Source organism: Paenibacillus caseinilyticus, from assembly GCF_027533645.1.
GTDB lineage: Bacteria > Bacillota > Bacilli > Paenibacillales > NBRC-103111 > Paenibacillus_G > Paenibacillus_G caseinilyticus.
Genome location: NZ_JAQAGY010000026.1, coordinates 40,544 through 53,042, shown reverse-complemented (window position 1 = coordinate 53,042; position 12,499 = coordinate 40,544). Strand labels below are relative to the sequence as shown.

At 62.9% G+C, this 12,499-nt stretch carries 11 protein-coding genes; 9 read left to right on the top strand and 2 right to left on the bottom strand.

The window, feature by feature from the left end; translation table 11 throughout:
- The first annotated feature begins 115 nt into the window (after window positions 1–115).
- The 6 genes from O9H32_RS27450 (at window position 116) to O9H32_RS27425 (ending at window position 7,024) form a co-directional block, all read left to right on the top strand.
- Window positions 116–862 carry a helix-turn-helix transcriptional regulator gene (locus O9H32_RS27450; protein WP_269869307.1) on the top strand — a complete coding sequence of 249 codons (747 nt, stop codon included), beginning with the start codon at window positions 116–118 and terminating at the stop codon, window positions 860–862.
- Window positions 859–2,082, top strand: a complete 1,224-nt coding sequence (locus tag O9H32_RS27445; protein ID WP_269869306.1) for an alanine racemase — start codon at window positions 859–861, stop codon at window positions 2,080–2,082. Before O9H32_RS27450 ends, O9H32_RS27445 begins: the two co-directional genes overlap by 4 nt.
- Before the next feature lie 58 nt (window positions 2,083–2,140).
- On the top strand, window positions 2,141–3,745 hold the full coding sequence (locus O9H32_RS27440; RefSeq protein WP_269869305.1) for an N-acyl-D-amino-acid deacylase family protein: 1,605 nt from the start codon (window positions 2,141–2,143) through the stop codon (window positions 3,743–3,745).
- A 364-nt stretch (window positions 3,746–4,109) separates the two neighbouring features.
- Entirely contained in the window at window positions 4,110–4,574 is a 465-nt protein-coding gene (locus tag O9H32_RS27435) for a RidA family protein (RefSeq protein WP_269869304.1), read from the top strand.
- A gap of 37 nt (window positions 4,575–4,611) precedes the next feature.
- Complete coding sequence (locus tag O9H32_RS27430; protein ID WP_269869303.1) at window positions 4,612–5,736, top strand: GNAT family N-acetyltransferase; 1,125 nt, start codon at window positions 4,612–4,614, stop codon at window positions 5,734–5,736.
- Between the two features lie 427 nt (window positions 5,737–6,163).
- The gene (locus tag O9H32_RS27425; protein WP_269869302.1) at window positions 6,164–7,024 is read left to right on the top strand and encodes a polysaccharide deacetylase family protein; all 861 of its coding nucleotides are present in this window, start codon (window positions 6,164–6,166) and stop codon (window positions 7,022–7,024) included.
- Window positions 7,025–7,063: 39 nt separating this feature from the next.
- On the opposite strand, the gene O9H32_RS27420 is transcribed toward O9H32_RS27425, so the two are convergent.
- The gene (locus O9H32_RS27420) at window positions 7,064–7,894 is read right to left on the bottom strand and encodes a DUF2935 domain-containing protein (RefSeq protein WP_269869301.1); all 831 of its coding nucleotides are present in this window, start codon (window positions 7,892–7,894) and stop codon (window positions 7,064–7,066) included.
- A 295-nt stretch (window positions 7,895–8,189) separates the two neighbouring features.
- Here O9H32_RS27420 and O9H32_RS27415 point away from each other — a divergent pair, with 295 nt between their 5' ends.
- The 3 genes from O9H32_RS27415 to O9H32_RS27405 all read left to right on the top strand — a co-directional run bounded on the left by O9H32_RS27415 (window position 8,190) and on the right by O9H32_RS27405 (window position 11,765).
- Window positions 8,190–9,548, top strand: a complete 1,359-nt coding sequence (locus O9H32_RS27415; RefSeq protein ID WP_406627398.1) for an FAD-dependent oxidoreductase — start codon at window positions 8,190–8,192, stop codon at window positions 9,546–9,548.
- Entirely contained in the window at window positions 9,545–10,561 is a 1,017-nt protein-coding gene (locus O9H32_RS27410; protein ID WP_269869299.1) for a class I SAM-dependent methyltransferase, read from the top strand. The genes O9H32_RS27415 and O9H32_RS27410 overlap by 4 nt, the downstream gene beginning before the upstream one ends.
- 490 nt (window positions 10,562–11,051) lie before the next feature.
- Window positions 11,052–11,765: a hypothetical protein gene (locus tag O9H32_RS27405; RefSeq protein ID WP_269869298.1), complete on the top strand. Its 714-nt coding sequence runs from the start codon at window positions 11,052–11,054 to the stop codon at window positions 11,763–11,765.
- Window positions 11,766–11,943: 178 nt separating this feature from the next.
- Here the strand turns inward: O9H32_RS27405 and queF are convergent, their stop codons facing one another.
- The gene (queF, locus tag O9H32_RS27400; protein ID WP_269869297.1) at window positions 11,944–12,438 is read right to left on the bottom strand and encodes a preQ(1) synthase; all 495 of its coding nucleotides are present in this window, start codon (window positions 12,436–12,438) and stop codon (window positions 11,944–11,946) included.
- Window positions 12,439–12,499 lie beyond the last annotated feature (61 nt).

Genomic DNA, 12,499 nt, shown 5'->3' with positions numbered 1-12,499 from the left:
AACAGACTTTTTTTTAGCACAACAAACTTTTTGTTTGACAAAGCGTTGGAATATGCTACCATCATTCTCATGAAGCCCCCCCGCAATGACGGGACCAAAGGAGTTTTGCGGACGAATGGAGTCCATACGGGATGAATTTGATTTTTTGTCGGTGCTGGTGAAAGGCATCGCCGCCCAGTTCGGCGAGAACTGCGAAGTCGTGCTGCACGACTTGACGGGTTCTTATGAGAGCACGATCGTAGCGATCGAGAACGGCCATATCACGGGCCGCAAGGTCGGCGACCCGGGGACCAACCTGGGCCTCGAGCTGCTGCGGGGCAGCCAGGTCGACGGGAACCGGTTCAATTACGTGACGCAGACCAAGGACGGACGGATGCTGCGTTCGACATCGATGTACATGAAGAATGCCGAAGGGCGGACCGTGGGGGCGCTCTGCATCAACTTCGACATCACGGATCTCATGGTCGCCGAGCGCACCCTCCACTCGCTGACGGCAGCGAATCTGCAGCCGGAGGTCAAGGAGTCGTTCGTCAGCAATGTGACGGACCTGCTCGATGCCCTGATCCAGGAAGCGCAAGAGGATGTCGGCAGGCCCGTCGCCCTCATGACCAAGGAGGACAAGATGCGGATGATCGGCCTGCTCGACCGCAAGGGCGCCTTCCTGATCAAGAAGGGCGGCGAGAAGATCTGCGCTTACCTCAACATCTCGAAGTACACGCTCTACAACTATCTCGAGGAAACCAAGTCGGAGAATAAGACGGAAGCGAAGACGGAAGCGAAGACGGAAATGAATCCGGACACGAGGGCGGAAGCCCATTCCGCAGCCCAAATCCAGGAGGAAGCGAAGGAGGAACCGCGATGAGCACTGCACAGGAAAACCAGTCCGGCGACCTGCGGGACGACGTTCCCGCCGCCCCGGCAGAGCATTCGGCAGACGAAGCGGCTTATGATACGGCGGGGGGCGCTCTGGAAGAGCATGAACTCGACACCCCCTCCCTGCTCATCGACACCGCCGTCATGGAGCGCAACATTGCCGCGATGGCGGCAACGGCACGGCAGCTCGGCGTGGACCTGCGGCCGCACGCCAAGACCCACAAGCTGCCTTCGGTCGCCCGCCGGCAGCTCGAGACGGGCGCCGTCGGCATTACCGTAGCCAAGGTATCCGAGGCGGAGATCATGGCGGCGCACGGCATTCCGAGCATCTTCATCGCCTACCCGCTGGTCACGCCGGGCAAGATCGGCCGGGCGCTTGCGCTGCATGACACCACGGAGATGATCCTTGGCGTCGACTCCTTCGAAGGGGCTGCCCGGCTGTCCGAATCGGCAGTACAGCACGGCGGCGCACCGCTGTCCGTGCGCCTGGAGATCGACACCGGACTGCGCCGCACAGGGGTCGCCTATGACGAAGCGCCGGCTCTTGCCGCCCGGATCGCCGCGCTGCCGGGGCTCACGCTCACCGGCATCTACACGTTCCGCGGCGCGCTGCTGGACGGAGCGCCGACGCTCGACCTCGCTGCCGCCGGCGAGCAGGAAGGCCGCCTGATGGCGGACCTTGCGCAGCGGCTGCGCGAAGCGGGCGTGCCGGTGGCGGACGTCAGCGTCGGCTCCACGCCGACCGCCGCGTTCGCTGCCGCCGTGCCCGGGGTGACCGAGATCCGGCCCGGCACCTACGTGTACCAGGACCGGATGCAGGCCCGCCTCGGCGTATGCGGCCTCGAAGACTGCGCCGGGCGCGTGCGCGTCACGGTGGTCAGCCGCCCTGCGCCGGATCTCGCGGTCGTCGACGGCGGCAGCAAGACGTTCGCCACCGATGTACAGCCGAACACGCAGCCCCTGCAGCTGCAGGGCTTCGGCTACTCGGCCGAGCTGCCGGATGCGCTGCTCGAGCGCCTCACCGAGGAGCACGGCATGGTGCGTCTCGGGCCCGAGGCCCAGGCCGCCGGGCTCTCGGTCGGCGACGTGCTGCACTTCGTGCCGAACCATATCTGCTCCACGGTGAACCTGCACAACCGCGTCTGGTTCCGCGGGCAGGACGGCCGGTACACCGCCCAGCCCGTACTGGCGCGCGGCATGCTGGAGTAAGCGCATACACTGTGCACTTTGCATACGAAGACCATCAGCCTAAGGAGGCTCACCACTCATGCTCGATCTCATTCTTCGCAATGGACGCGTCGCCGACGGCAGCGGGAATCCCTGGTTCCTTGGCGACGTAGGCATCAAGGACGGCCGGATCGCGGCCGTCGGCCGGGTCGACCAGGAGGCACGCAGCGTGATCGACGTGCACCGGCAGGTGATCGCGCCCGGCTTCATCGACGGGCACTGCCACTCCGATCTCATGCTGCTGGATCATCCCGGCAGCGAGATCAAGCTCTCGCAGGGCGTTACCGCCGAGGTCGTCGGCAACTGCGGGCTCGCCCCCGCCCCGCTGGTCCCGGAGCGCGCCGAGCTGCTCCAGAGCTACGTGCAGCCGGTCCTCGGGCGCACGGACTGGGCCTGGCCGTGGGAGACGCTCCCCGGCTATATGGATACCTTGGCCCGCTCGGGCCCGTCGAGCCACGTGGCCACCTATGCGGCCCACGGTGCGCTGCGCATCGCCGTCATGGACTTCGACAACCGCCCGGCGACGCCGCCGGAGCTCGAACGCATGAAGCAGCTGCTCGCCGAAGGCATGCAGGCAGGGGCGATAGGCCTGTCGATCGGCCTGCTGTACGCGCCTGGCAGCTACACGTCGAAGGAGGAGCTCGCGGAGCTGTGCTCCGTACTGCCCCGCTACGGCGGCCTGTTCTCGACCCATATCCGCGGCGAAGGCAGCTCCCTGCTCCCTTCGGTGCGCGAGGTGATCTGGATCGCCGAGCGGGCCGGCGTGCCGCTGCATATCTCGCACTTGAAAGCGGCAGGGCGCCGCAGCTGGGGGCAGGTGCTCGAAGCGATGGAAGAGATCGAGCGGGCACGCTCACGCGGCCTCGACGTCACCTGCGACGTGTATCCTTATGCCGCCGGCTCCACTACGCTGACGACGGTGCTGCCGCCATGGGTGCTGGAGCGCGGGATCGAGGGCGCGCTGGAGGCATTCCGCGACCCGACGCTGCGTAAGCGCATCCATGGGGAGCTGGCGGAGGAGCAGGAGTCCTGGGACAACCTCGTCTGCTCCACCGGCTGGGAGAGCGTCGTGCTCTCCGCCATGCACACGGAAGCGGGCCGCGCGCTCGAAGGCCGCTCCATCGCCGACATTGCGCAGTCGAGAGGGCTTGCTCCGGCGGAGGCGATGATGGATCTGCTCCTCGAGGAAGAAGGGCGCATCTCCATCGTGTACTTCCACATGTCGGATGACGATGTGCGGGAAGTGGTGCGGTACGATAAGTCGCTGATCGCCTCCGACAGCCTCACCTGCGAGACGGGCAAGCCCCATCCGCGGCTGTACGGCACCTTCCCCCGGCTGTTCGCCAAATATGTGCGGGAGGAGCGGTGCCTGTCCTTGGAGCAGGCGGTCCGCAAGGTAACCTCCTTCCCGGTACAGCGCTTCAAGCTGGGCAAACGCGGGCTGCTCGTTCCCGGCTATGCGGCGGATGTCACCGTCTTCGATCCGGATACGATCCAGGACCGGGCGACATACCAGGACCCGCGCCAATATCCGGACGGGATCTCCCACGTGATTGTAGCCGGCAGCCCGACGCTGCAGAACGGAACGCACACCCAGGCCCGGGCCGGGAGCCTCATCCGCGCGTCTTCCTGCTGCTCGCACTAGGAGCAAGCATGCACAGAAAGCGCCTTTCCGTAAGGATCCGCATGCTGAGGCCGCTTGCCTAAGAGGGCAGCCCGCTGGCCGTACCGCAGTACCCGGCATAGGCGTTACCTGGACGCTGCCTGAGGCGCACACTCGCCTGCATCTGCCGTATGTCGTATGTCATCTGCCGTATGCCGGGCCAGGGCCAGCAGCAGCCTGCATGCCTTATATTCTTAGCTTAAGCGATCCGCTGTCCCCCATGAACCGGTGTGTCTACCGCAGCGATCTACCCGGCCTCACGCCGGTCCTGTCATCGCACCGTTACTTACCTGTCTTTCTGTTAGCCTTGTATCCTACACCAATCAACCTATGGAGGTGCTCCACCATGTCCAAAATCGAACAGCGTCTGCAAGAGCTCGGCATTGTCCTTCCCCCGTCCCCTGAACCGCGCTTCACCTATATTCCCTGCAGCCGTACCGGGAACCTGATCTACCTCTCCGGCCAAGACTGCCGGATCGACGGCGAACTGATGTACAGCGGCAAGCTCGGCCTGGACGTGACCATCGAGCAGGGCCAGGAAGCCGCCCGCCAGACGATCATCAACTGCCTCGCCGTCATGAAGGGCTACCTCGGCGATCTGGACCGGGTCGAGCGGATCGTGAAGCTCCTCGGCTTCGTGAACTCCGCTCCAGGCTTCGCGGACCAGCCTTACGTCATGAACGGCGCCTCGAATCTGCTCGTGGATGTATTCGGCGAGAGGGGCAAGCACGCGCGTTCGGCGATCGGAACCAGCGAGCTGCCGTTCCACACGCCGGTCGAAATCGAAGTCATCGCGGAAATCCGCGACTAACCAGTTGATCCCATCCCCACTCTAGGAGGACACCGCAATGGACCTGCGATTGGTTCAATCACACGAATTGGCTGAAGCCGCACGGCTGGCCGACAGCATATTCCGGGACGGGGAGCAATCGTCCATGGGCGACGCTTTCCCCGATCTCTTCACCCCAGGGATAGGCCACTCTTATGGGGCGTTCACGCAGGAGGGACAGCTTGTGGCCTTCATGGGCATGGCGCCAGGGGTCGTACGCATTGGCCCGGCACGTCTGCGGGTCTTCTCGATGGGTGCCGTGTGCACGCATGAGGCGGCGCGGGGCCAAGGGATCGGAAGCCGGCTGCTCGCTCTATGCAAAGCGCACGCGGAGGCCGCTGGCGCCTCCCTGCTCTTCATCTCGGGGGATCGTTCCCTGTACACGCGGGCCCACTGCTATCCGTTCGGGCATACGGAGCGCTTCACGCTGGATGCGGCGGCGGCCGAGCGGCTCCAGGCACGCTCCGCCGCAGAGCCGCTGCTCCCGGGTGAACTGCAGCCGGCCGACCTGCCGGCCATGCACGAACTGGCGGCAGCCCGCTGTGTCGCCTATGAGCAGAGCGTCACCGACCTGCCGCGCCTGCTCGCTGCGGAGGCCTACGCCGGCTGCTTCAAGCTAACGCATCGCACGCTGACCGCACGGCGGCAGGACGGCTCGCTGGCTGCCTATGCCATATTCGCGGTGCCCGGTACGGCAGCCGGCCGGAAGAACCCATTCGCGGTCGAATGGGGCGGCAGCCCCGAGGGCGTCGCTCTGCTGCTCGCGGCAGCCGTCGGGCGCTTCGGGCTTCAAGCCTTGGATGTCACCGCTGCGTGGCACGAAGAGGCGCTGCTCCGTCTGCTCGGCGATACCGGCCTCCGGCCCGTAAGCGGGACGAACGGCGGCACCTTGTATTTGGTGAATGCGCAGCGCCTGCTGCAGCAAGCGGCCCCTTATTGGGGAGAGACGCCGCTGCCATCCGTCAGCCTCATGGAGGATGGACAGTACCGTCTGACGGGCGACGGCGGTGCCGAAACGGTGCTGACGCAGGGCGAGCTTGTCCGTGAGCTGTTCGATCCGGGCTCCTTGGAACCGGAGGCCCGCAGCGCCCTGCTGCTGCCGGCGCTGCCGCTTCCGAATGTGAACGGATTGAATTATATTTAGATGCGGCGCCGCAACGCCAGAGGCCGGTTCTCCATAGAACCGGCCTCTTCGCGTGATTCCCCGTTCCTATTTCGCCGCAGCAACCATTCGCCCTATGAACCTTTGATCCCGTAGAAGATACGGATGATCCTCGTTCGTATCGGCCCCCTTGCTATCCCTTCTCCCGTAGAGAAAAGCCTGAATCGACCGGACTTTGCCGCTCCGCTTGAATTCCGCCGCCGGAATCGCTATAACTGACTATAGGCTCTTTTGCCGCGCTAAGGTCGGAGCTGCTGCCCAAGGTTCAAGTTCTTCCTTATTCCCATTCTTTCATTTGGCACAATGGGGGGCACGCTCTTGTTATTCCTTAGCCGTACTCTGCCGCCCTTCCTCTGCCCATCACCCCTATGCCGGCGCGAACCGGCTATACGATTGGAGATTGTCTTTCATGCCTACCCGAATCCTGATGGCCTGCCTGCTGCTCGCCGTCATGCTCTACTCCGGTTACGATACGCTGTTCCCGAGGAGCGCCCCAACCTACCAAGATCAGGTAGCCGTACTTATGTATCATCATGTCCACGACACGGATCTGAGCTCCAGTACGGTCAGCACCGCCTTGTTCCGGGAGCAGCTCAGCTACTTGCAGTCGCGCGGCTATCACTTCATCTCGCTCTCAGAGTTCAAGAAGTTCCGCGCAGGCGGTCCGGTACCGCCCAAGGCCGTGCTCGTCACCTTCGACGACGGATACAAAAGCTTCCATGATTACGCTTATCCCGTGCTGCGGGAGCTGGACGTGCCTGCGGTCAACTTCATCATCTCGAAGGATCTCGACGCACCTCTCGCCCCTTCCATCCCCGCCCTCTCCCGGGAAGAAATCCGGGAGATGCTTCAGGAGATGCCGGGCCGGATCGATATCCAGTGCCATACGAATGCCCTTCACTACAAAGAAGGCAAAACCGCTGCGCTGACCGGCAGGCTGCCCCTCCCGGGCGGAGGAATGGAAACGGCCGAAGAAGCCGAGAACCGGGTACGCCAAGACACCGCCGCTTGTGCCCAGCGGCTCGCAGCCCTGTACGGCCGGGAAGGCGCGGGAGATACCTTCGCCTATCCTTACGGCATCTATACGCCTCTGACGCAGAAGATTCTCTCCGATACCGGCTTCCGGTATGCGTTCACCATCGTGAGCGAGATGGCTGCCCGGTCCGATGATCCGCTGGCCATTCCACGCATCAATGCCGGCAATCCGGAGATGGATCCCCGGAAGCTCGACCTCACGATCCAGCAGCGTGTTATCCGGCCGGCTCCGTGACGCGAGGGCGGCCCGGCCTCCACACAAGCGTCCGTCACTTCAAGGGCCCATAACTCTCCGGATGGAGCAGGTGCGGGCCTCTTCGGCGATCTCCGGTGCATACCGGCTGAGCTTGCGCACAAAGTAGCATGTCTCCGGCAGATGGTGCTCCAGGAACCGGAGCGTCGTGCGGTTCATGACCTGCTTCGCCTTATAGCGCGCAATGACGCCCAGGATGAAGCCATTCATGGCGATCGCCGCCTGCCCGACATCGGAGGCAAGCAGCCGTTGGCGGGGCATTCCCGGAGGCGAGAATCTCAGGTAGCCGCGAATATGGTGGTTCTGGAGGATGAACGCCTGGAACTTGTCGATATAAGCATCCGTCTGCGCCAAGACGCCCAGTTCGATCGGATCGACGATATTTCGCAGAAGCACGGCATGTCCGAGTTGGTCTTCCAGCCACAGATCGAGCAGCGACCACAGCGGCAGCGGTTCGGCCAGCCGCCCTTCCCTGAGGGCTGCCAGCTGGCGCAAGTACTCCTGATTCTCGTTCAGCGTCCCGTTAAAATACGTAGGCGTCAAGTTCACGATGAGCTCGTTGTCGATCCGCAGGCTCTGCAGCCGTCCTTCGAAGCGGTAATAGCCTTCTGCGAGCGGCAGTACGGCTGACGCGAATGCCATCATCTGCGGGGAGGAGGGCCCGAGCTCCGGGCTCAGTCCCAACAGTTCGCCGATCCGCTGCTCGAAGGCCGCGATATACCACCTGGCCGCTTCTACCTCGTCCCGTGCCTCAGCCGATAACCCGTCTCTTACAAAATACGCATGATCCTGTAGAATTTCCAGCCAGAACAGATGCTCTTCCCATGCGGTCAGTTCCGCTCCTCCGTTCATCCCTGCATTGCCTCCTTTGTCCTCACACCGTTTCGGGTCCGCCATCCTCCGGCAGGCGCCTGTCCCTTCTACTCCTGCCTGAACTTCCTGCTGCGAGCTCCTTCGAATGCATCCCCAGTATCGTTTCTACTCTATGCGCCGATAATGAACAAATAGTACACCCCTGCCCTTCCGCAGCCCTTGGGCCTCTAACATTGTATAAGGTTTGTATAGGGTTGTCGTTTCGCAGACGCGGCCAACGGGTATTTTTGAGTAAGATCTTGTACACTGCAGCATGGACTGCAGCCCGAAGGAGGTGCGCGCTTTGCGCAGTGACGTATTCATCTCCGGCGGCGGTGTGGCCGGTCTGACGCTCGCTCTCCTTCTGGCGCAGGACGGCCTCTCTGTCGTCCTGGCGGAGCAGAGCCGCGGTCCGCTCTCCCTCTACAAGGGGGAACTTCTGCAGCCCAAAAGCCTGGCCATCCTGGACAAGCTCGGGGCTCTTGACGACCTGCTGCAGACCGGAAGAAAGGTACATACCATCCACATGAGGGAGCTGGAGGAGACGGCACCCCAAGAGGAAAGTCCGGTGCTCCATTCTGAGATCCGGTTCCATTACGCGGTGCTCGGCGCCCCTTACAACTATGCGCTCATGGTGCCCCACGAGAAGCTGAAGAGCTGCCTGCAGGAGCGGGCGCTGCGTACCGGACGGGTCAAGCTGCTGCGTCCGGGCAAGTGCACGGGGCTCGTCCAAGGGGCCTCGGGCCTAGCGGAGGAGGCGCTCGTCGACACGCCGGACGGGCCCGAGCGCATCCAGGCGGATTACTTCGTCGGCGCGGAAGGCCGCACTTCGCCTACACGGGAGCAGATGGGCGCCAAGATGAGCCGCAGCGGGTATAACCATCATTTTCTCACCGTCTCGTTCCCTTCGCCGCCCTCGCTCGACGACTCGCTGATCCTCTCCCGGGGCGGCCGGTTCCTCGGCCTGTTCCCTCTGCCGGATGGACTGGTCCGCACCGTCCTGCTCATCAAGCCCGAGGAATACCAAACGATGCGCAGCCAGGGGCTCCAGGCGTTCTACCGGGAATACCTCTCCCTGCTCCCGGAGCTCGGCGGCTATGTCCAGCAGATTACGGAGTGGCGCAAAATCCAGCTCATGATCCCCTTCCGCTCCCATGCGGACCGTTATGTGTCGGGGAATATGGCGATCCTCGGCGATGCGGCCCACAACGTGCATCCGATGGCCGGCGAAGGGATGAATATGGCGATCCAGGACGCCGACGTCCTCGGTTCGCTGCTCGTCTGGCTCAAGCGGCGCACCGGCGGCTCCCCTGCCGGGTTGTCCTGGTACGAGAAGGTGCGCCGGCCCAGAGCCCGCTATATCTCGCGGCTCAGCCATTTGTCGGCCCTCGCTTATGCCTATGAGGCCGGACCTTGGGAGTGGATGCGCGCACGCGTGCTGCAGACGATCGAGAGATCTCCTTATCTGCATTACAAATATATGCTGAATATCTCCGGTCTGGGCCTCTGGCCGGATTCCCCGGCCGATCTGATGCGCCAGGCCGGCATGTGGCCGGACCGCTCCCCGCTCTCGGAGGAGGAACGCCGCAGGAGCGTGTTCAGCGAAGAAGACGATTACCCATGGATGGATCTTGGAGAGGAGGAAGCCCCATGACCGTAGTGGAGAAGCTTCAGGAATGGAAAACCTTATGGCTCGCCCGCAAGTGGATGAAAAGCAACGCCCGCTTCCTGCCGGCTTGGCATATCTACGTCGGCATCACGGAGCGGCTGTTCGAGCGGTTCGGCCGCGGGGCGCTACCGGCGGTGGTCGCCGGAAAGTACGGGCTCGATCCCGACCTTCTCGCCAAGTGGGTCGATGCCGGCGTCGCCGTCGGCCACTTGAAGCGCTCGGCCGATGGGCGGGTCTGCGCGAAGAGAGAGATGCTGGAGTATCTGGAGGGGGGACGACACAGCTCGGTCGGGGCACTCATCCGCGAGATGATGGAGCTGCACATGCCGACGCTCCTGCAGTATCCCCGGCTGCTCGAAGCCAAGCAGCGGCTCGACTTCCATACGGAGACGCACGGGTCGACCGTAGCCGAGACGTCCTCGCTGCTCGAGAAGCTGGCGTATCCGAAGATCTCCGGCTGGCTCCAGGACCATTCGGCCCGCTCCGTGCTCGATATCGGCTGCGGGCACGCCGGCTACCTCATCCGGCTCGGCCGGCGTTTCCGCGACCTGCGGCTGCTCGGCATCGAGACGAACGAAGCGGTGGCCCGGGAGGCCATCCGCAAGGCGAAGGCCGAAGCGCTGCCGAATCTCGAGCTCATGCATGCCGATATCGAGCAGTGGTCGGGCCCGTCCTCACCCGTGGATCTCATTCTGATGAACAATATTCTTCACTACTTCGAGCCCGGCCGCCGGCTGCAGCTGCTGCGCAAAGCACGCCGGCTGCTCAGCGACAACGGCTCCATCGCTCTCGTGACTCCGCTGTATATGGCTCCGGGCGGCCAGCAGTTCTCAGCAGCCTTCAACTCCTTCATGGCAGCGCACAACAACCTGCATCCGTTCCCAACGGAGCAGGAGCTCGCGGACTACGCCGAAGAAGAAGGATACAACGTCGCCACCGTCTCGCCGATCATCCGCGAGGGCAGCTGGTACTTCGTCGGTCTGACGAAGCAGGGGTAGGCTCGAAGAGGGACGGCACAACCGGCTGGAAGCGGCCGCTGCCATGATCGCATGGGCTGCCCCGCAGGCTCCTGCCATTTCCGGCCTCCTCTACTCCAGGAAGGCACATCCTGCGCGAACCGCAAGGCCCGTCCGCTTCCCGGGCCAGCCTTCCGCACCGTATTTCGACAACAAGGCGATGCCCCCATTCCACCAGCTTCGGCTGCCGAATGGGAAGCATCGCCTGTTGGGCGTGGCTATACTGACACACTTTTTGGGCCTGTGCCCGCTTGCCTGCTCTGTGCCAAGGGGTAAGGGGCCGGCAAACAGGCCCTTTTCCTCGTCCGACTATTCTCCGCCCAAGCATCGCTGTACCGCCTTCCGCGCTTTCCCAAGGCCAGCGGTCCCGTTCCCTCTATCTGTTCGATTCCATATTTCAGTTTATTTGTAACTTTATCCAGAGGGATCCCGTCAATATAATCAAGCAAAAGTGGAACACCTAACGAACCGAATGCCCCCTCAAGGAAGCTGCAAATCACCCCAAAAGGAGGGACCTCCCATCACCCATCCCCTATACTTCATCTTCGGCTGCCTCCTGATCCTGCTCTCCCTCGCCTCCAATATCGACTATCCGAACAGTACCCCGCTGGGACAAGTATGGCTTGAGAGCATGGGAGTCCCCGCCGGGAGCGGTGAAGGGTCGCAGTTCCATGTCGCGGCGCTCTTCGGCATCCTCTTTTTTTGGAGCGGCGTTGTGCTGCTGATGCGTGCCTTCCCCCGTCAAGGCTGCCTGGTCCTCGTCATCATCCTGATGCTCGGCCAAGCCGGACCGCCGCGGCTCCTCACCGTCTACCAATACGTATTCGCGCAGGGCATCATGGGACTCGAATATCACGAGGAGCAGAGCAGCTGCGAATACACGACCGTATCAGACCGTCTGCAGGGCACCTGCCGGCTTGTCTTCGAGAATCACGGGCGGACGCCCGCGTCCTTCCGGCTTTCCTTCGGGAAGCCGGTCTTTGCAGGAGAGCCGTACACCTTCCTGGAGGGGCTGCCGCTGCAGAGCGACTGGCCGTTGTCCATCCCGCCGCGTACCCAAAGGGAGCTTACGGTGCGTTTTGAGACGGCCGTTCCTCCGGCGGGCCCTCCGTACACGGGCAGCTTCGGCGGTTCCCCCACGCTCCGGATTGTCCTAACGGACGGAGTCCGCACAAGGGAGCTGTGAAGCCGGTGCTGCGGCCCAAGGGCCAGGCGACTAACGGAGCCGCAGCTTCAGCACAAAGCGCGGCGTGTGCCGTCGCTCCATGCAGCAGGCTAATTCGAGCCGCCTATCTCACGGCACGGCGAACAGCCGCAGCTCCGGTAGGACCGGAAACTGCGGCTGTTCGTGATACGGATGGATTCTAGCGGTTGTCCACTTTCTCCGGATAGAGATCGTGGTTCAGCAGCCGGTGTTCGGCCATAGCCTCATACTTCGTGCCCGGGCGTCCGTGGTTGCAATACGGATCGATGGAGATCCCGCCGCGCGGCGTGAACTTGCCCCACACCTCGATATACTTCGGATCCATGAGCTTGATGAGGTCGTTCATGATAATGTTCATGCAGTCCTCATGGAAATCCCCGTGGTTGCGGAATGAGAACAGGTACAACTTCAGCGACTTGCTCTCGACCATTTTCTCGCCCGGGATATACGAAATATAGATCGTCGCGAAATCCGGCTGGCCCGTAATCGGGCACAGGCTCGTGAATTCCGGACAGTTGAATTTGACAAAATAGTCGCGGTACGGATGCTTGTTATCGAACGATTCCAGCATCTCCGGCGCGTAGTTCATCGGGTACTTCGTGCGTTCGCTGCCAAGCAGCGTCAGGTCGAGCTCGTCTTCTTTTCTTCCGGCCATGAGATAGGCTCCCTTCCTTCTTGCTTCCCTATCATTATACCGGAAAGCCCGGGGAGCCGTA

Coding starts and splice junctions, on each gene's coding strand:
- O9H32_RS27450 (WP_269869307.1), top strand. CDS start 116: ATGGAGTCCATACGGGATGAATTTGATTTTTTGTCGGTGCTGGTGAAA.
- O9H32_RS27445 (WP_269869306.1), top strand. CDS start 859: ATGAGCACTGCACAGGAAAACCAGTCCGGCGACCTGCGGGACGACGTT.
- O9H32_RS27440 (WP_269869305.1), top strand. CDS start 2,141: ATGCTCGATCTCATTCTTCGCAATGGACGCGTCGCCGACGGCAGCGGG.
- O9H32_RS27435 (WP_269869304.1), top strand. CDS start 4,110: ATGTCCAAAATCGAACAGCGTCTGCAAGAGCTCGGCATTGTCCTTCCC.
- O9H32_RS27430 (WP_269869303.1), top strand. CDS start 4,612: ATGGACCTGCGATTGGTTCAATCACACGAATTGGCTGAAGCCGCACGG.
- O9H32_RS27425 (WP_269869302.1), top strand. CDS start 6,164: ATGCCTACCCGAATCCTGATGGCCTGCCTGCTGCTCGCCGTCATGCTC.
- O9H32_RS27420 (WP_269869301.1), bottom strand. CDS start 7,894: ATGAACGGAGGAGCGGAACTGACCGCATGGGAAGAGCATCTGTTCTGG.
- O9H32_RS27410 (WP_269869299.1), top strand. CDS start 9,545: ATGACCGTAGTGGAGAAGCTTCAGGAATGGAAAACCTTATGGCTCGCC.
- O9H32_RS27405 (WP_269869298.1), top strand. CDS start 11,052: ATGCCCCCTCAAGGAAGCTGCAAATCACCCCAAAAGGAGGGACCTCCC.
- queF (WP_269869297.1), bottom strand. CDS start 12,438: ATGGCCGGAAGAAAAGAAGACGAGCTCGACCTGACGCTGCTTGGCAGC.